Genomic DNA, 16947 nt, shown 5'->3' on the forward strand with positions numbered 1-16947 from the left:
CGCGCTCGTGGGAAGCGACAGAGGGGAATAAGAGACGGGGACCCGACTGAAAGGTCAGGGCTCTCAATCCCGCAGCGACCGGCCGGTCAGCGTCAGGAACACGTCGTCGAGCGTCGGCCGGTTGACCTCGACGCCGATGGCTTCGATACCGGCTCGCGACAGTTCGGTGAGCAGCACCGGCAGCGCCGAGGCCCCGTCCGGCACATGGAAGCGCACGACGTGCCCCTCGATCACCGGCGTGTCGGCGCCAGCGAGCAGCCCGGCAACGCCTGCCGCCTCGGCGGCATGCTCATCCTCGCGCAGCGTCAGGCTGATGGTGTCGCCGCGCACCTTCTTCTTCAATTCCGCCGGCGTTCCCTGCGCGACGATCTCGCCCTTGTCGATCACCAGCAGCCGGTCCGAGAGCGAGTCGGCCTCGTCCATGTAGTGGGTGGTGATGAAGACGGTCGTGCCCATCTCGTCGCGCAGCTTCCTGATATGCGTCCAGAGGTTCGCCCGGCTCTGCGGGTCGAGCCCCGTGGAAGGCTCGTCGAGGAAGACCAGCTTGGGCTCGTGGATCAGCCCCATGGCGATGTCGAGCCGCCGCCGCTGCCCGCCCGAGAGCGAGCCGCACTTGCGCTCCCACACATCCGCCAGGTCGAGCGCGGCAAGGAGCTGCTTGCCCCTCTTCTCGGCCGTTGCCGCGTCGATGCCGTAGAGCCGCGCATGGCTGACGATCTCCTCGCTCGCCTTGGCGAGGCCGAGCGTCGAGCCCGCCTGGCCGACATAGCCGATATTGCGCCTGACGTTCTGCGGATCGCGCCGCAGGTCGTATCCGGCGACCGTCGCGCTGCCGTCCGTCGGCCGCAGCAGCGTCGTCAGCATCTTGAGCGTCGTCGTCTTGCCCGCCCCGTTGGGGCCGAGAAAGCCGACGATCTCGCCGGCATTGACGGTGATGTCGACGCCGCGCACCGCCTCGATCGCCTTGCCGCGGGTCTTGTACGTGCGCGCCAGGCCAACGGCCGCAATCATGGCTTCGCCGGCGCGAATTTCTTGTGGCATTATCTGGACCTCAGGGAAATTTCGTGTTATTTGAAATCTTATGAATCAAGATATCAAGTTTCCAAGGGAAATGTCAAGCGACGATCCCTGGGGTGGCGCCTTTCGGCTGAAGGAGGCGGTGCGGGCCAACCAGACCGCCAACGATGTCTGGGACGACTGCCTGACGCGTTTTCTGGGCGTCAACCGCACCGACGGGCGCTGCATGGACATCATCGACAGGCACGGCAAGGTCACGGCCGGCCAGCTGGCGGCCGAAAGCGGCCTGACGACGGGCGCCGTCACGGTCGTCGTCGATCGACTGGAAGCCGTCGGCTATGTCGAGCGCAAGCGTGATCCCGATGATCGCCGCAAGGTGTGGATCTCCATCACGCCGATCATGGCCGAGATGACCGAGCGGCTCTTTGCCCACTTTCAGCTGATAGGCCCGGTGGTCCTCGAGCGGTTCACGCCCGACCAGATCGCCGCGATCATCGAGTTCCTCGAGGTCAGCTCGACGATCAACATCCAGCACGCCGAGCTTCTCGAGCAATATGTCGACCGCAAGGGCGGCACCCCGCAGGCCCGGCTCGTCGCCGCCCGCCTTTTCGCCCGCGCCGGCGAAAAGCAGATGAAGGAACGCATCGAGGCGCTGAAGAAGGGCAGGGTGCCCAACGACTGACCGATATGTGAGCTCCAGTCTTTGCCTCGTTTGCCACAGGCCGGCCGGCTCCCCTCCCTGAGGGGGCGGAGAGGCGGATCGTGCTCACGGCACCATCTTGCCCCGACCAACGGCTGTCATCCCGGCGGAAGCCGGGACCCAGTACACACGGACCGCGCTGTTTGCGCACGGCAAGTCAACCGGCGACGCCGCACCCTCATCGTTTACTGGGTCCCGGCTTTCGCCGAGATGACATCGAGGATGTAACGGCTGCAGCGCCAGCCGGAACCCCGGTCCTCATACTCTTCCCCTTAAGGGAAGGTGTTGGAGGCGCCAGCGCCCGCTCCTTACTCCGCCGCCTCGGCCAGCGTCGGGCGGCTGTCGAGATTGCCCATGCTCGAGACGATATGGTTGGCCAAGGCATCGTAGATGCCGCCATAGGCATGGCTGCCGCGCATCAGGGCGATCTGCGCATCGTTGAGCTTGGGCAGGCCGAGTTCGGCCCCGATGACGCGCATTCCCGGCTGCAGCGCGCTCTCCGGCAGGAAGCCGACGGCAAGGTCGGAGAGCACCGCGCTCGAGATCGCCGTGGCGTTCGAGGAGGTATAGGCGATGCGGTAATCCTTGCCGACGCGGTTGAGCACCTCCGTCGCCTCCTGCCGCCAGATGCACACGCCCGGTCCGCAGGCCAATGGCAGCGGGTCGGTGGCGAGCGCCTGCCCGCCATGCGAGGCGACCCAGTGCATCTTCTCGGTGCGGAAGAGCTCGCCGAAATTGTGGTTGGTGCCCTGCGTGAAGACGATGAGGTCGAACCGCCCGGCTCGCATGCCTTCCAGCAGCATCTCCGAGGCCATGCACGAGACGTCGACAGCGATCTTGGGGTGCGTGCGCTGGAAGCTCGAAAGGATCACCGGCAGGAGGCGCACCGCGTAGTCGTCCGGCACGCCGAAGCGGATGGAGCCCGAAAGATCGGTGTTGGAAAAGTGGTCGAGGATCTCTGCGTTGACCCGCAGCATCTTGCGGGCGCGCGAATAGAGCGCCTCGCCCTGCTGGGTCAGCGCGACGCTGCGCCCGTCGCGCGTCAGCAGCGGATAGCCGAGCCGTTCTTCCAGGCGCTTGATCTGCATGGAAACGGCCGACTGCGTCTTGTTCACCCGCCGCGCCGCTTCGGTGAAGCTGCCGCAGTCGGCGATGGCGCAGAAGCTCTGCAACTGGTCGAGATCGAGAGGTGAGGTCATGTCGGTTTCCCATCACTCGTTTTGATGGAGTGGATGAAATCTATTTGTTGGACGAATGGATGTCCAGCTCATACTTCTATTGACGGTCGGCGCAGCAACGACGCTCGCCGCCCCAGCCGGCCTCCCTCCCGGCACCCTTAAACATCGGAGTTCATCATGGCCTACTTGCTTTCGAGCGAGCGGCCCGCTGCGGCCGCCATGCCCCTTCGTCCGACGAACCTCGTAGCCCGCTGGTTCGCCGCATTCCGCGCTGCACGCACCCGCAAACTGGCATTGGCCAGCTTGATGGAGATGGATGAATTCCGCCTGCGTGATCTCGGCATCGAGCGCCAGGACGTGCTCGAGGCGGCCCGCAACCCCGATGCCGGCATCGGTCGGGTGCTGACCTCCGCCCGAGCCCGCAACGCCCGCCGCTGACGGCGGGTCCGCACACTCCTTTGCGCGGGAAAGCCGGCCCCGGAAGCCACCTCCACTTCCTTGGGCCCGCCTCCTGCGCCACAGCGTTGGCACGATCTCTTCACGTGTGATGGGCGCGTGCCATCTCCCGGGCCGGTTTTGCCGCCGGCCCCGTTTCCTGACCACTCAGCCGGACCATGATCCGCCATTTGCGCGGGCTCATGTGTCCGGCGTTTTTTTGCCGGGTGGCAGGCGTTTTCAGGGGCGCTCGCGGTCAAGGGCGCCCGGTGTTGTCAATGGCCTTTTCGCCTCCTGCGCAAGCCGTATCCACATTGCCTTTTTAATGAGCATGATATAACAAGACTCTGCTTGTTTAATTCTTGAGTCATTGAAAATGTCCGATACTGTCGAGGGCCGCTGGGCCGAAATCTTCGGGCCGCGCTACGTCACCGTCACCCTTATCCTCTGTCTTGGCGTAGCCCTGTTCGCGTTCAATGCGTTCCTCTCCAACACCGCGCTCCCGACGGCGGTCGAAGAGTTGGAGGGCGTTGCGGTGATCTCCTGGGCGACGACGCTCTATCTGGTGTTCGCCATCGTCGGCGGCGCGGGCGCCGCGCTCCTCAAGCAGAGGCTTGGCTCGCGCACGGCGCTGCTGGCCTCGTCGGCGGTGTTCCTGGCAGGTTCGCTTCTCGCCGCCAACGCCTCGACCATGACAGAGGTGCTGATCGGCCGCGCCGTGCAGGGCCTCGGCGAAGGCGTCGTGGCAGCCGTGTGCTTTGCGCTGATCCCCGAGCTCTTCCCCAGCCGCCTGGTGCCCAAGGTCTTCGGCATGCAGGCCGTGGTGTGGGCGGTCGCAGCCTTCGGCGGGCCGGCCGGCGCAGGCCTCCTCACCGAACTCGTCTCCTGGCGGGCGGCGTTCCTCATCAACGTGCCCCTGGTGCTGATCTTCGGGATCATGGTGGCGCTGGTGGTCCCGGCGCGCTCCGGCCCGGTGGTCACCGGCCTCGGCTTCCCCGGCATCCGTCTCACCGCCATCGGCGGCGGCATCATGCTCGTGGCGCTCGCCGGCATTTCTTCGGCGGGCGTTGCTGGTGCGCTGCTTGCCGGCGCGGCCGTGCTGCTGACCGCGGCGGTCGTGATCGATCGGCGCAGCCGCGAACGGCTGATGCCGCCGGGCGCCTTCTGGCCGGATACGGTCGTGGGCAGCGGCCTGTGGATGGTGCTGCTGATGCCGATCGCCGGAGCGACCTCGGCGGTTTACCTCGTGCTGTTGCTGCAGCAGCTGTGGGGCTATGGCCCGACACTGGCGGGCGTCGTCGGCGCCGTGATGGCCGTGGCCTGGAGCCTGTCGGCGGTGACGGTCGCCAACGTCAAGCGCCGCTCCACCCGCAAGCTCCTCATTCGTACCGGTCCGGTGCTCGTCGCAGCGGGGCTTCTGGGTGTGCTGGCAGGGCTGGAATGGACGTCGCTGCCGTTGCTCATTATTGCGCAGATCGCCATTGGCGCGGGCTTCGGCATCTCCAACGGCTATCTCAACCTCACATTGATGGAATCGGCGCCCGACGGGGAGCGTGACCGCACCTCGGCGCTGCTGCCCACCACCCAGTCGGCCGGCAACGCCATCGGCACGGCCCTTGCCGGCCTTGCCGCCAATTCGGTCGGCTTTGCCGCGGCGACGACCCGCGAGGACATGCTCGTCGCCATCGTGCCGGTCTTCGTGCTGGGTGCGGCGGCGGCCGGCCTGGCCCTGCTGGCGGCGTTGCGCACCACGGCGCTGGTGCCGCGAGCGGGAGCCGTCGAAGCCGGTTTTGCCGCCGAATAGTTGGGGGAGCGGCGGCTCCCGTCGACCGGGTCGGAAGGCAACCGGCGCGGTCGACAGGGGCTTGTCTTGACTCTGGTGCAAGACGCCCCGATATTACGGTTACGCGTTTACAGCCTTTCTTGGCGAACTGAACTTCCCGGCGAAAGTCGGTTGCTTGGCTACCCATTGAACTTGCGAACGTTACTCCCTTCCGCATGTTGCGGCTGGGAAACATGCCCGTTCGCCTATGCCTGCGGGCCATCTAAAAGGGAATGCCATGATTACCGGCACCGTTAAATTCTTCAATTCCACCAAGGGCTTCGGCTTCATTTCGCCCGACGACGGCAGCAAGGACGCATTCGTCCACATCACCGCTGTCGAGCGCGCCGGCCTGGCCGGTCTCGCAGAGGGCCAGAAGGTCACCTACGACCTGGAGCACGGCCGTGACGGCCGTCCCTCGGCCACCAACCTGCAGTTGGCCTGATCGCATCCTGGGAAGTTCCGCTTGACGCGGAGCTTCCCAAACAACGGGGTGCCAGATGCGCCACAAATATGCTGTCGGCCAGATGGTGGATCTCATTCCTTCGCCCCGCCTGAGCAACCGGCCATCGGGACTTTGCGAAGTCCTGGTGCAGTTGCCGTTCGAGGGCAGCCGGCTCCAGTACCGGGTGCAGTCGCTCGCCGAGAACAACCAGCGGGTCGTCAACGAGGAGGACCTGCGCCCCTCGACGGCGTCGACCGGACGCGCCGAAGAGGCCACGCCGCCCTTCGCCCGCATCCCGGTCCTGCGGCGATGAACGACAACTTCAACTACAATCATGCTGCCGAGCTCTATCCTGGCCGCCTGGTGGGGGGCGCACGCGGGTCGAACCGCTACATGCGCTTTCCGTCCGCGGCCGAAGCTCTTCAGTTCGCCATAGAGGAGATGCCGCGCGAGATGTTGCGCGGCGCAACTCTCGAGGTCGATGAGGAGCGCTTCCAGGGGGACGCGATCCTCGATCTCTACATGGCCTCGGGCTACCCCCTGCCGCGCGGCAAGTCGTAATACGCAGCCCCTCAGTCTCCGTCATGTTTTGACGAAAACGGATGCGTCCGGCTCCCCCCTTGAGGGGAGGGGTCGGGGGTAGGGGGAAGCGTCGGCGGGTCACTGAGCCACCCATCTCGAGCGCTCACCTTTTGGTCACCCAGGCCCCGCTGTCGCCATAGCGCCCGCCGGCGAACTTTTCCGGTGCGAGCAGGGCGCCGAGCGTCGCGAGCTCCTCGGGCGAAAGTACGATGCCGGCCGCCGCGACATTCTGCTCCAGGTGTTCGATCCTGCGGGCGCCCGGAATAGGCACGATGAAATCCGCCTGGTTGACGACCCAGGCGAGCGCGAGCTGCGCGGCCGTGACGCCCTTTTCCCCCGCCATCTCCTCCAGCAGGCTCACCAGCGATGCATTGGCGGCCAGGTTCTCTGCGCTGAAGCGGGGCAGGGTTCGCCGGAAGTCGTCGGCGCCGATGTCCTCCGTCTTCTGGATCTTGCCCGTCAGGAATCCCCGGCCGAGCGGGCTGAACGGGACGAAGCCGATGCCCAGTTCCCGGCAGGTGTCGAGGATCTCGCCTTCCGGATCGCGGGTCCACAGCGAGTATTCGCTCTGCAGCGCCGAGATCGGGTGGGTGGCATGGGCGCGGCGGATGATATCGGCTCCCGCTTCGGAAAGCCCCAACGCGCGCACCTTGCCCTGCCGGACGAGGTCCGCCATCGCGCCGACGGTTTCCTCGATCGGCACCTGCGGATCGACGCGGTGCTGGTAGAAAAGGTCGATCGCTTCGACCCCGAGTCGCCTGAGCGAGGCTTCGGCCACCTCGCGCACGTGTTCCGGCCGGCCGTCGACCCCGGTCATGGCGTCCGTGCCGGTCTTGCCCGCGTCGATCCGGAAGCCGAACTTGGTGGCGATCGTCACCCTGTCCCTGTAGGGCTTCAGCGCCTTGCCGACGAGGACTTCGTTCGTGAACGGACCGTAGACTTCGGCCGTATCGAAGAACGTGACGCCGAGGTCGACGGCCCGGTGCAGGGTGCGGATGGCGTCCGCTTCGTCCTGCCCGCCATAGGCATGGCTCATGCCCATGCAGCCGAGCCCGACTGCCGAGACCGTGAGATGAGGGCCGAGCCGGCGCGTCTTCATGGCGCTTTCAGCACGCGTAGGCCCGTCGTGCTCCGGCGGGTTTTTGCCGGCGTTCTGGTGGTGCTGTGTCATATTCTTTCATCCTCGTCTCGGTGCCGGCATAGCCGGCGATCTTGTTGTCGAGGACGAGAAGGCAATCCGACAACTCGGCAATACGGGCGCGTACGCGGTCGCGATGCTGCGCAAGGAGCTCGCGGCGCTGCGCTTCCGTATCTGCGCCGCGCTCGCGCAACGCCGCGTAGCGCAGCATCTCCCGGATCGGCATCCCGGTCGCCTTCAGGCGGCCGAGGAACTCGATCCAGGTCAGGACGGATGCGTCGTAGTCGCGCTGGCCCGATCGGTCCCGGTCTGCATAGGCAAGCAGGCCGATCCGTTCGTAGTAGCGCAGGGTATGGGCCGAAAAGCCCGTGCGCTTCGCCAGTTCGCCGATCTTCATGGGACTGCCTTCTTTGCCACGACGCATCCTAGGCTAAGGGTTCGAGCGCGCTCTAAGTCAAGGGACAAAAACCGGCCGGCGGCGTCAGGAGCGTTTCGAGGTTCGGAACGTGACGAATCAAGAAGTTAGAACTTCCGTTCTGTTTTCAATCGGAACGGGAATTGCTCTGGTCCTCGAGCTCGGCCTCCGCCGGCGGCTGGAACACCCTCTGCCATGCGCGCAGGTCCCGCGGGTTGACGACGGCCTCGGCGGGCGCGTCCCGGTTGCGCTCGATGATCCGGCGCTGCAATTCCTCGATCGGGACGGAGAGATAATGGAGCCGCGTCCCGGCGCCGAGCGCCCTGGCGGTCGCCCGGTAGGCTTCGCGCTCCTTTCTCGACCAGAACCCGTTCTCGAGGATGACGCTCATGCCCTCGGCGAGCAGCCGCTGGGCCAGCTGCCATTGCAGCTGCTCGATGCGCGCGCGAGGCGCCTTGTCGTAGAAGTTGAACCCCATCGCCAGCATCCAGTCGTCCGGGGAGAGCCGCAGCCCCGCGCCCTCCTCCTCGAGCTTTCGTGCCAGGGTTGTCTTGCCCGAGCCGGGCAGTCCGCAGATGAGGTGCAGCGTCGCCATGGGCTTGAGCCTACCCGAAGGAATGGCAATCCGCATGACCTAAAGTTCGCCTTTTCTCATAAGGAACGGATGGGCCGCGTCGGTGTCATCACACTGTCATGACTTATCGATTATTCCCGATATATGGATACCGAAGACACCATCGCCGTCCTCTCCGCCATCGCGCAGCCGACGCGCCTTGCCGCTTTCCGGCTGCTGGCCCGGGCCGAGCCGCGTGGCATCTCGGCCGGCGATCTGGCCCGCCGGCTCGACGTGCCGCAGAACACGCTCTCTTCACACCTGGCGGTCCTGGCGCAGGCGGGGCTTGTTCGCGGAGAGCGGCGGAGCCGCTCCATCATCTACCGGCCGGACCTCTCCGGCGTGCGCGAGGCGGTGCTGTTCCTCCTTGCCGATTGCTGCGATGGCCGTCCTGAAATCTGCGCGCCCGTGCGCGATACCCTTTCCAGACTCTGTCAGCCCGACGAGGAGGCGTGCTGCAAATGACCGACACGGTCTACAATGTCCTGTTCCTGTGCACGGGCAATTCGGCCCGTTCGATCATGGCAGAAGCCTTGCTCAACCGGCGCGGCATGGGGCGGTTCAGGGCCTATAGCGCAGGCTCGCATGCGAGCGGGCAGGTCAACCCGCACACCCTCGACCTCCTGGCCAGGCAGAACTTCGATACGTCCTTTGCCCGCTCCAAGAGCTGGGACGAGTTCGCCGGCCCCGATGCGCCGGTCATGGATTTCGTCTTCACCGTCTGCGACGATGCCGCCAACGAGACCTGTCCCATCTGGCCCGGCCAGCCGATGAGCGCCCACTGGGGCGTGCCCGATCCCGCCAAGGCGGTCGGCACCGAGGCCCAGGTCGGTTTCGCCTTCTTGGAAGCCTTCCGCATGCTCGACAGCCGCATCGGAATCTTCACGAGCCTGCCGATTGCCAGCCTCGACAGGCTCAGCCTCAAATCCCGGCTCGAGGATATCGGCAAGGCCAAGGCGTGACCCACACCCTTGCGCAGCGCCTCGTCGCTGAAGGCGTCGGCACCGGCATGCTGCTCGCCACCGTCGTCGGCTCGGGGATCATGGCCGAGGCGCTGGCCGGCGGAAACCTCGCCGTCGCGCTGCTCGGCAACACCTTGCCGACGGGCGCGATCCTGGTTGTGCTGATCGGCATGCTCGGCCCCGTATCGGGCGCGCACTTCAACCCGGCCGTCACCCTCGTCTTTGCCCTCCGGCGGGACTTGCCGGCGGGGGAGGCGGCGCTTTACGTCCTCACCCAGGTCGCCGGCGCCATCGCCGGCGTTTGGCTCGCGCACCTGATGTTCGACCTGCCGATCGTGCAGTTCGCGCAACGGGTCCGTTTCGGTCCCGGCCAATGGGTCGCCGAGGCGACCGCGACCTTCGGGCTCGTCCTGACCATCCTCGCCACGCTCAAGGCGCGGCCGGCGGCCGTTCCGATGGCGGTCGGCCTCTATATCGTGGCGGCCTACTGGTTCACCGCCTCGACCTCGTTCGCCAACCCCGCCGTCACCGTCGCGCGCGCCTTGAGCGATACGTTCGCAGGCATCCGCCCGGCCGATATGCCCGCCTTCATCCTCGCCCAGCTGTCGGGCGCGCTCCTTGCCCTCTGGTTCGCCGCCTGGCTGCTGCGAACAATCGCCCCGGAAGACCGATCATGACCGTCACCATCTATCACAACCCCGATTGCGGCACCTCGCGCAACACGTTGGCCATGATCCGCGCGAGCGGCGAGGAGCCTCAAGTCATCGAATACCTGAAGACTCCCCCGACCCGCGAAAAACTGCTCGAGCTCATCGCCGCGGCCGGGCTGACGCCGCGCAAGCTCCTGCGCCGGAAGGATACGCCTTACGACGCCCTCGGCCTCGACAAGCAGAGCTGGAGCGACGATCAGCTCGTCGATTTCATGCTGGCCCACCCGATCCTCATCAACCGCCCGTTGGTGGTGACGCAAAAGGGCGTGCGTCTCTGCCGCCCGTCCGAGGTGGTGCTGGAAATCCTGCCCAATCCGAATTTCGGCGTCTTCGTCAAGGAAGACGGCGAACGCATCGATACGGATGCGTTCGGAACCAAGTGAGGAGCCGGTAGCGGCTCAGGCTGAGCTCGGTATGAATTCGACCCCGATGTCCTCTTCCTGCCGCCAGGCCACCTTGCAGGAGAACTTGCGTCCGTCGTCGAACAGCAGGTCGAAGCGGTCGGGGATGCCGATGATGCTGGCGACCTTGAGCCGCGCGCCGAGCGGGGAGAGGTTGCGCACCGTGCAGTCGAACGTGGAAAAGCCGTCGTTGAGCACGATACGCGCGCCCTTCAACGTGCGTTGACGGAACGTTCGGCGTCTCTCTTCCACCCCAGCCTCCCGGTCTGCGCGGCACCGGAACCGGTCGTGCCGCCAATCGCGCGCCCGGTCAAGGAGGAACTGCACCAGGACCTGTCGACATTCGGCTCAGGCTGAGACGAAAGGCGGCCTGTCCTAGGGCAGGTTGGCGAACCCGTCCTCGAACCCCTCGAGCGACACCGGAATGCCGATGCCTTCCTCGGGCGTGCGGAACACCACGAAGATGGCGTCGGTGCCCTCGGACAACGATTGGATCAGGTCGTCGTCGAGCAGCACTTCGGCGATGCACCCGTTGGGCAGGCACCGCACGAAAGCGACCCGCCCCATGTCCTGCCCGTCGATGTTGAGCCCGAGCCCGTTGGGCAGCAGCACGCCCAGAGGCGCCAGCACACGCAGGAGCTGCGCCTCGCCGTCGGCGGTCTTGAGGACGATGACCGAAAGGCCGACATTGGGCTGGTCCTCGGCCGTCACGTTCTGGATGATGGCGCATTGCTCGAAGCTCGCGCCCGGCGGCGTGTCGCAGCTCATCTGCCAGTCGCCGTATTCGGCTCTGACCACGCCCTGGCCCATGCCGGCCCCTGCCGTCGTCATCGCGATCATCGCGGCAAGTCCAAGCAGCCTGAGGCCACGCGGCAAGTTCAGCTTCGCTTTCATCCGGTTTCCGCTCGAATCGCGCCCGTTGACAGGCTTTCCCTTGTTTCCGACAAGCCGGCGGGCGGTGTCAACGCCGGCCGCGCCGCGCGATATGGAACGGCAAGTTGGGCGAGCATGAGGCGCGTTTTGCCCCGGCGGCGCAATTTGACGCACGCGTGCCGGACATTCTCGCAATGGACTTGGCTGCGCCGATGTGGTTTAGCAAACCCAGTCGAGTAAGACGCTCCGGGGTTGAGTCGGGGCGGCGTTCGCCATGCCGCACATATTGACCCCGTTCGCGCATCCCGCGCACCAATCGCAGAGGCAAGGGGGTTGTAGGTGACCGCTAGTATTTTGAGGCGTATGGGGGCTTTGCTGGCCGCGGCCGCCGGTCTTGCACCGGTTCTGGCAGGCGCGCAGGAGCAGGCGACCGCCGGTCATCCCGTGCCCGGGCAGATCGGGCTGCAGCCGTCCGTCACGCCTATCATGGATTCCATCATCGTCTTCCATGACGGGGTGCTGATGTGGACGATCAGCGCCATCGTGCTGCTGGTCCTGGCGCTCCTCGTCATCGTCATGGTGCGGTTCAACGCCCGCGCCAACCCGGTGCCCGCGCGCTTCACCCACAATACGCTCATCGAGGTCGCCTGGACGGTCGTGCCGATCCTCGTCCTCATCGTCATCGCCATTCCCTCCTTCGGCGTCCTCGCCGATCAGATGACGACGCCCGACGGCGAGCGCCGGTACCTGGGCTCCAACATCTTCTCGTTCGGCGAGGTCGAGGTTCCCGCCCCCGAATTGACCGTCAAGGTCACCGGCGAGCAGTGGTTCTGGAGCTACGAATACGTCGACGAGGGCCTGCGCTTCGACCAGTACATCCTGTCGGAGGCCGACCGGGAGGCGCAAAAGCCCAATCAGCCGCGGCTCCTCGCCGTCGACAACGAGCTCGTCGTGCCCGTCGACACCACCGTGCGCCTGCTCGTCACCGCCGCGCCGACCGGCGTCATCCATGCCTTTGCCGTTCCCTCCTTCGGCATCAAGGTCGACGCCGTGCCCGGCCGCCTCAACGAGACCTGGTTCAACGCGCGCGAGACCGGCATCTATTACGGCCAGTGCTCGGAACTGTGCGGCAAGGACCATGCGTTCATGCCCATCGCCGTGCGCGTGGTCGAGAGGACCGAGTACGAGGCTTTCATGGCCGCCGCCGAGGGTGGCGACTACACGGCCGCCAACGCGACGCTCGCGGCGGTCCAATAACGCCCGGAGGGGCCGGGCAGGGCGCATGCCCTCCCGGTCCGGCAGTGCGACAGAACGTTTGAGAATAGGGACGATTTGACTATGGCACACGCAGAGGCCGCCCATCTCGAGGCCGAGGCTACCGGGCACGATCACCTGACCCGCGACCCCGATACTCCGCGCGGCTGGCGCCGCTGGGTCTATTCGACCAACCACAAGGACATCGGGATCATGTACCTGGTGTTCTCGATCTTTGCCGGTGTGGTCGGCGCGATCCTTTCCGGCTTCATGCGCATGGAGCTGCAGGAGCCGGGCATCCAGATCTTCCACGGCCTGGCGGCCATGGCGTATGGCGTCGAGGGCGACAGCGCGCTCGATGCCGGCAAGCACATGTTCAACGTGTTCACCACGGCCCACGCGCTCATCATGGTGTTCTTCGCGGTCATGCCCGCGACCATGGGCGGCTTTGCCAACTATTTCGCGCCCCTGCAGATCGGTGCGCCCGACACGGCCTTCCCGCGCATCAACAACATCGCCTTCTGGCTCCTGCCGCCGGCGTTCCTGCTGACCGTCCTCTCGCTCTTCTTCGAGGGTCCGGCGGGCATGTACGGTTCGGGCGGCGGCTGGACAATCTACCCGCCCTTCGCCACTTCCGGCCAGCCCGGCCCGGCGATGGATTTCGTGATCCTCTCGCTCCATATCGCGGGCGCCTCGTCCATCCTCGGCGCCATCAACCTGATCACCACCATCCTCAACATGCGCGCTCCGGGCATGACGCTGCACAAGATGCCGCTCTTTGCCTGGTCCGTGCTGGTCACCGCCTTCCTGCTGCTGCTGGCCCTGCCGGTCCTCGCCGGCGCCATCACCATGCTGCTGACCGACCGCAATTTCGGCACCACCTTCTTCAATCCGGCCGGCGGCGGCGACCCGATCCTCTTCCAGCACCTCTTCTGGTTCTTCGGCCATCCGGAGGTGTACATCATGATCCTACCGGGCTTCGGCATCATCTCGCACATCGTGGCGACCTTCTCGAGGAAGCCCGTCTTCGGCTATCTCGCCATGGTCTACGCCATGGTCGCCATCGGCTTCATCGGCTTTGTCGTGTGGGCGCACCACATGTATACGACGGGCCTCAGCCTCGACGTGCAGCGCTACTTCGTGGCGGCCACCATGGTCATCGCGGTGCCGACGGGCGTGAAGATCTTCTCGTGGATCGCCACCATGTGGGGCGGCTCGATCACCTTCCGCACCCCGATGCTGTGGGCGATCGGCTTCATTTTCCTCTTCACCGTCGGCGGCGTCACCGGCGTGGTGCTGGCCAATGCGGGCGCCGACCGGGCGCTCCACGATACCTATTACGTCGTGGCGCACTTCCACTACGTGCTCTCGCTCGGCGCCGTCTTCACCATGTTCGCCGGCTGGTACTACTGGTACCCGAAGATGTTCGGCCTCATGTACAACGAGACGCTCGCCAACATCCATTTCTGGGTGATGTTCGTGGGCGTCAACCTGATCTTCTTCCCGCAGCACTTCCTCGGGCTGGCCGGCATGCCGCGTCGCTATATCGACTATCCGGATGCCTTCGCCCTCTGGAACCGCGTGTCCTCCATCGGCTACTATATCACCTTCGTATCGCTGCTGATCTTCTTCTGGGTGATGATCGAGGCCGTGTTGAAGAAGCGCCGTGCGGGCGACAATCCGTGGGGCGACGGGGCGACGACGCTGGAGTGGACCCTGTCCTCGCCGCCGCCGTTCCACCAGTTCTCGACCCTGCCGCGCATCAAGTCCGACGCGCACTGATCGGGCAGATGAACAGGAGCACCGCGATGTCGCGGTGCTCCGCGAACTAGAAAGGCAAGAGATTTTTGGCTCTGGCGCATGACAGCCGCAATCTTCCCGCCGTCGCCGGCGGGGCACGGGTCGAGGATTACCTCGCCCTACTGAAGCCGCGCGTCATGTCGCTGGTCGTCTTCACCGCCTTCGTCGGCATGGTCCTTGCCCCCGGGCCGATCAACCCGTTCGTCGCCGCGGTCGCCATTCTCTGCATTGCCGTGGGGGCAGGGGCCTCGGGCGCCCTCAACATGTGGTACGATGCCGATATCGATGCGGTCATGAGCCGCACGATGAACCGGCCGATCCCCGCCGGCCGCGTCACCCGCGAGGAAGCGCTCGCCTTCGGCCTCGTCCTCTCCGTCGCCTCGGTGACGCTGCTCGGCCTTGCCGCCAACTGGGTGGCCGGCGCTGCTCTCGCCTTCACCATCTTCTTCTACGTGGTCATCTATACCATGTGGCTGAAGCGCCTGACGCCGCAGAACATCGTCATCGGCGGCGCGGCGGGGGCGTTCCCGCCCATGGTCGGTTGGGCCGCCGTCACCGGCACCTTGAGCGTCGAGAGCGCTGTTCTCTTCCTCATCATCTTCCTGTGGACGCCGCCGCACTTCTGGGCGCTCGCGCTCTACAAGCAGGGCGACTATGGCGCTGCCGGCATCCCGATGATGCCGAACGTCGCCGGCGAAACCTCGACCAAGCGGCAGATCCTCGTCTATTCGATCCTGCTCGCCGCCTCGGCGCTGGCGCCTTCGGTCATGGGCTTTGCCGGCATGCTCTATACGGCCGTCGCGCTCCTCACCGGTGCGTCGTTCGTGCTCCTCGCCTGGCGCCTGCTCTTCGCCAGGGACAGCGCCCATATGCGGCGCACCGCCCGCCAGCTCTTCCAGTACTCGTTGAGCTACCTGTTCATCGTCTTCTTGGCGCTCCTGACCGATACGGTCTGGGCGCGCATGGGGAGCTCGTTCTGATGCCTGCAGACACCACGATCGCCAACGTGCCGGAAACGGCCGAAGAGGAAGCGCTCCGCCGCAAGGCCCAGCGCCGCCGCTCCATCGCCCTCGCGCTCGCCCTCGCCGGCTTCGCGCTGATCTTTTACATCCTGACCATCGTCAAGATGGGACCGGCCCTGTTCGACAGGGCGCTCTGATGGCTGCGACCGCCGAACGCCGCAACGAGAAAGTCGCCATGACCCTGGCGGGGATCGTCCTCGGCATGACCGGGCTTGCCTTCGCCTCGGTGCCGCTCTACCAGCTCTTCTGCCAGGTCACCGGTTATGGCGGCACCACGCAGGTCGCGACCGACGCCCCCAAGGGCGTTATCGACCGGCAGATGACGGTGCGCTTCGATTCCAACATCGATTCCGCCCTCGCCTGGCAGGTCACGCCCGCACGGCCGGTCAGCGGCCAGGTCGGCGCGCTCGAGACCGTCACCTACCGGGCGACGAACACCACCGACAAGCCGCTCACCGGCATGGCCGTGTTCAACGTCGTGCCGGAGAAGGCCGGCTACTACTTCAACAAGATGGAATGCTTCTGCTTCACCGAGCAGACCCTCGCCCCTGGCGAGACGGTCGACATGCCCATCGTCTTCTTCGTCGATCCCGAGATCGACCAGAACCACGATCTCGATACCGTGCGCGAGATCACGCTGTCCTACACCTTCTACGCTTCAAATACAGAGGGAAGCTGACCTATGGCCGCCCACGCCAAGAATCACGACTATCATATGGTTGAGCCGAGCCCGTGGCCGTTCGTCGGCTCGGTCTCGGCCTTCGTCATGGCCATCGGCGGCATTGCCTGGATGCAGGACTGGACCCCCTGGGTCTTCTTCATCGGCCTCGCCGGCGTCCTCTACACCATGTACGCCTGGTGGGCGGACGTGACGCGCGAAGCCAATAACGGCATCGACCATACCCCGGTCGTGCAGATGCACCACCGCTACGGCATGATCCTCTTCATCGCGTCCGAGGTCATGCTGTTCGCCGCGTTCTTCTGGGCCTATTTCGACGGCTTCTTCCGCGGCGACGATCTCCTTCAGGAAGCGCGAGTCGCCTTCACCGGCGGCGTCTGGCCGCCGACGGGCATCGAGCTCTTCGACCCCTGGCACCTGCCGCTCTTCAACACCATCATCCTCCTGACCTCGGGCACCACCGTCACCTGGGCGCACCATGCCCTGCTTGAGAACGACCGCAACGGCCTGCGCTGGGGTCTGGTGCTGACGGTCCTGCTCGGTATCCTGTTCTCGTTCGTGCAGGCCATCGAATACATGCATGCCCCGTTCTCCTTCGGCGGCAACATGTACGGCGCCACCTTCTTCATGGCGACGGGCCTGCATGGCTTCCACGTCTTCGTCGGCACCATCTTCCTGCTGGTCTGCCTCATTCGCGCCGAGCGCGGCGACTTCACCCCGCAGCGTCACCTCGGTTTCGAGTTCGCCGCCTGGTACTGGCACTTCGTCGACGTGGTCTGGCTCTTCCTCTTCGCCACGGTCTATGTCTGGGGCGCCTGGGGTGTCGCCATCCATCATTGACGGCGATTGGCGGAATTCGAGTGGCGCGGTCTCCCGCGCCACTTTCGTTTTGGAGCAAGGG

The 16947-nt window shown here is 65.6% G+C and carries 23 protein-coding genes; 16 read left to right on the forward strand and 7 right to left on the reverse strand.

Translation table 11 applies throughout. The features are described from left to right. Window positions 1-63 precede the first annotated feature (63 nt). Window positions 64-1041 (reverse strand): ATP-binding cassette domain-containing protein, encoded by a 978-nt coding sequence (locus VE25_RS14090; protein ID WP_201776095.1) that lies wholly within the window; start codon window positions 1039-1041, stop codon window positions 64-66. 70 nt (window positions 1042-1111) lie between these two features. Between VE25_RS14090 and VE25_RS14095 the strand changes: the two genes are divergently transcribed. Beyond that, window positions 1112-1699 (forward strand): MarR family winged helix-turn-helix transcriptional regulator, encoded by a 588-nt coding sequence (locus VE25_RS14095; protein ID WP_052731976.1) that lies wholly within the window; start codon window positions 1112-1114, stop codon window positions 1697-1699. Window positions 1700-2025: 326 nt separating this feature from the next. Here VE25_RS14095 and VE25_RS14100 read toward each other — a convergent pair whose 3' ends face one another. Next, entirely contained in the window at window positions 2026-2916 is an 891-nt protein-coding gene (locus VE25_RS14100) for a LysR family transcriptional regulator (protein WP_046109283.1), read from the reverse strand. Between the two features lie 156 nt (window positions 2917-3072). On the opposite strand from VE25_RS14100, the gene VE25_RS14105 reads away from it, so the two are divergent. From VE25_RS14105 to VE25_RS14125, 5 genes are all read left to right on the forward strand, one after another. Beyond that, complete coding sequence (locus VE25_RS14105; protein ID WP_046109284.1) at window positions 3073-3333, forward strand: DUF1127 domain-containing protein; 261 nt, start codon at window positions 3073-3075, stop codon at window positions 3331-3333. Window positions 3334-3706: 373 nt separating this feature from the next. Then, window positions 3707-5134, forward strand: coding sequence for an MFS transporter (locus VE25_RS14110; protein WP_046109285.1), 1428 nt, complete (start codon window positions 3707-3709; stop codon window positions 5132-5134). Between the two features lie 256 nt (window positions 5135-5390). Beyond that, a complete protein-coding gene (locus VE25_RS14115; protein ID WP_046109286.1) occupies window positions 5391-5597 on the forward strand; it encodes a cold-shock protein in 207 nt (68 codons plus the stop codon). Between the two features lie 55 nt (window positions 5598-5652). Next, on the forward strand, window positions 5653-5910 hold the full coding sequence (locus tag VE25_RS14120) for a hypothetical protein (RefSeq protein ID WP_046109287.1): 258 nt from the start codon (window positions 5653-5655) through the stop codon (window positions 5908-5910). Beyond that, complete coding sequence (locus VE25_RS14125; RefSeq protein WP_046109288.1) at window positions 5907-6158, forward strand: hypothetical protein; 252 nt, start codon at window positions 5907-5909, stop codon at window positions 6156-6158. Before VE25_RS14120 ends, VE25_RS14125 begins: the two co-directional genes overlap by 4 nt. Before the next feature lie 124 nt (window positions 6159-6282). Here VE25_RS14125 and VE25_RS14130 read toward each other — a convergent pair whose 3' ends face one another. The 3 genes from VE25_RS14130 to VE25_RS14140 all read right to left on the reverse strand — a co-directional run bounded on the left by VE25_RS14130 (window position 6283) and on the right by VE25_RS14140 (window position 8327). Continuing rightward, entirely contained in the window at window positions 6283-7278 is a 996-nt protein-coding gene (locus VE25_RS14130; protein ID WP_046109289.1) for an aldo/keto reductase, read from the reverse strand. A 7-nt stretch (window positions 7279-7285) separates the two neighbouring features. Continuing rightward, window positions 7286-7714, reverse strand: a complete 429-nt coding sequence (locus VE25_RS14135; RefSeq protein WP_046109290.1) for a MerR family transcriptional regulator — start codon at window positions 7712-7714, stop codon at window positions 7286-7288. Between the two features lie 145 nt (window positions 7715-7859). Next, window positions 7860-8327 (reverse strand): P-loop nucleotide/nucleoside kinase family protein, encoded by a 468-nt coding sequence (locus VE25_RS14140; RefSeq protein ID WP_052731977.1) that lies wholly within the window; start codon window positions 8325-8327, stop codon window positions 7860-7862. 123 nt (window positions 8328-8450) lie between these two features. Between VE25_RS14140 and VE25_RS14145 the strand changes: the two genes are divergently transcribed. The 4 genes from VE25_RS14145 to arsC are packed head-to-tail and all read left to right on the forward strand — an operon-like array spanning window position 8451 to window position 10400. Further along, entirely contained in the window at window positions 8451-8810 is a 360-nt protein-coding gene (locus VE25_RS14145) for an ArsR/SmtB family transcription factor (protein WP_046109291.1), read from the forward strand. Further along, window positions 8807-9307, forward strand: coding sequence for an arsenate reductase ArsC (locus VE25_RS14150; protein ID WP_046109292.1), 501 nt, complete (start codon window positions 8807-8809; stop codon window positions 9305-9307). The genes VE25_RS14145 and VE25_RS14150 overlap by 4 nt, the downstream gene beginning before the upstream one ends. After that, a complete protein-coding gene (locus VE25_RS14155) occupies window positions 9304-9984 on the forward strand; it encodes an aquaporin (RefSeq protein ID WP_083988956.1) in 681 nt (226 codons plus the stop codon). The genes VE25_RS14150 and VE25_RS14155 overlap by 4 nt, the downstream gene beginning before the upstream one ends. After that, window positions 9981-10400, forward strand: a complete 420-nt coding sequence (gene arsC, locus VE25_RS14160; RefSeq protein ID WP_046109293.1) for an arsenate reductase (glutaredoxin) — start codon at window positions 9981-9983, stop codon at window positions 10398-10400. The genes VE25_RS14155 and arsC overlap by 4 nt, the downstream gene beginning before the upstream one ends. 15 nt (window positions 10401-10415) lie before the next feature. Here arsC and VE25_RS14165 read toward each other — a convergent pair whose 3' ends face one another. Beyond that, entirely contained in the window at window positions 10416-10670 is a 255-nt protein-coding gene (locus tag VE25_RS14165; RefSeq protein WP_046109294.1) for a PilZ domain-containing protein, read from the reverse strand. A 123-nt stretch (window positions 10671-10793) separates the two neighbouring features. Further along, complete coding sequence (locus VE25_RS14170) at window positions 10794-11312, reverse strand: invasion associated locus B family protein (RefSeq protein ID WP_046109295.1); 519 nt, start codon at window positions 11310-11312, stop codon at window positions 10794-10796. A gap of 318 nt (window positions 11313-11630) precedes the next feature. Between VE25_RS14170 and coxB the strand changes: the two genes are divergently transcribed. The 6 genes from coxB to VE25_RS14200 all read left to right on the forward strand — a co-directional run bounded on the left by coxB (window position 11631) and on the right by VE25_RS14200 (window position 16886). Further along, window positions 11631-12548, forward strand: coding sequence for a cytochrome c oxidase subunit II (coxB, locus tag VE25_RS14175; RefSeq protein WP_244466933.1), 918 nt, complete (start codon window positions 11631-11633; stop codon window positions 12546-12548). Window positions 12549-12629: 81 nt separating this feature from the next. Further along, on the forward strand, window positions 12630-14327 hold the full coding sequence (gene ctaD / locus VE25_RS14180) for a cytochrome c oxidase subunit I (protein WP_046109297.1): 1698 nt from the start codon (window positions 12630-12632) through the stop codon (window positions 14325-14327). Window positions 14328-14392: 65 nt separating this feature from the next. Next, window positions 14393-15325, forward strand: a complete 933-nt coding sequence (locus tag VE25_RS14185) for a heme o synthase (protein WP_046109298.1) — start codon at window positions 14393-14395, stop codon at window positions 15323-15325. Continuing rightward, window positions 15325-15504, forward strand: a complete 180-nt coding sequence (locus VE25_RS14190; RefSeq protein WP_046109299.1) for a cytochrome c oxidase system small membrane protein — start codon at window positions 15325-15327, stop codon at window positions 15502-15504. Before VE25_RS14185 ends, VE25_RS14190 begins: the two co-directional genes overlap by 1 nt. Next, window positions 15504-16046 (forward strand): cytochrome c oxidase assembly protein, encoded by a 543-nt coding sequence (locus VE25_RS14195; RefSeq protein WP_046109300.1) that lies wholly within the window; start codon window positions 15504-15506, stop codon window positions 16044-16046. The genes VE25_RS14190 and VE25_RS14195 overlap by 1 nt, the downstream gene beginning before the upstream one ends. Before the next feature lie 3 nt (window positions 16047-16049). After that, window positions 16050-16886, forward strand: a complete 837-nt coding sequence (locus VE25_RS14200; protein WP_046109301.1) for a cytochrome c oxidase subunit 3 — start codon at window positions 16050-16052, stop codon at window positions 16884-16886. Window positions 16887-16947 lie beyond the last annotated feature (61 nt).

It is taken from the genome of Devosia geojensis (assembly GCF_000969415.1).
In the GTDB taxonomy this organism is placed as follows: Bacteria; Pseudomonadota; Alphaproteobacteria; order Rhizobiales; family Devosiaceae; genus Devosia; species Devosia geojensis.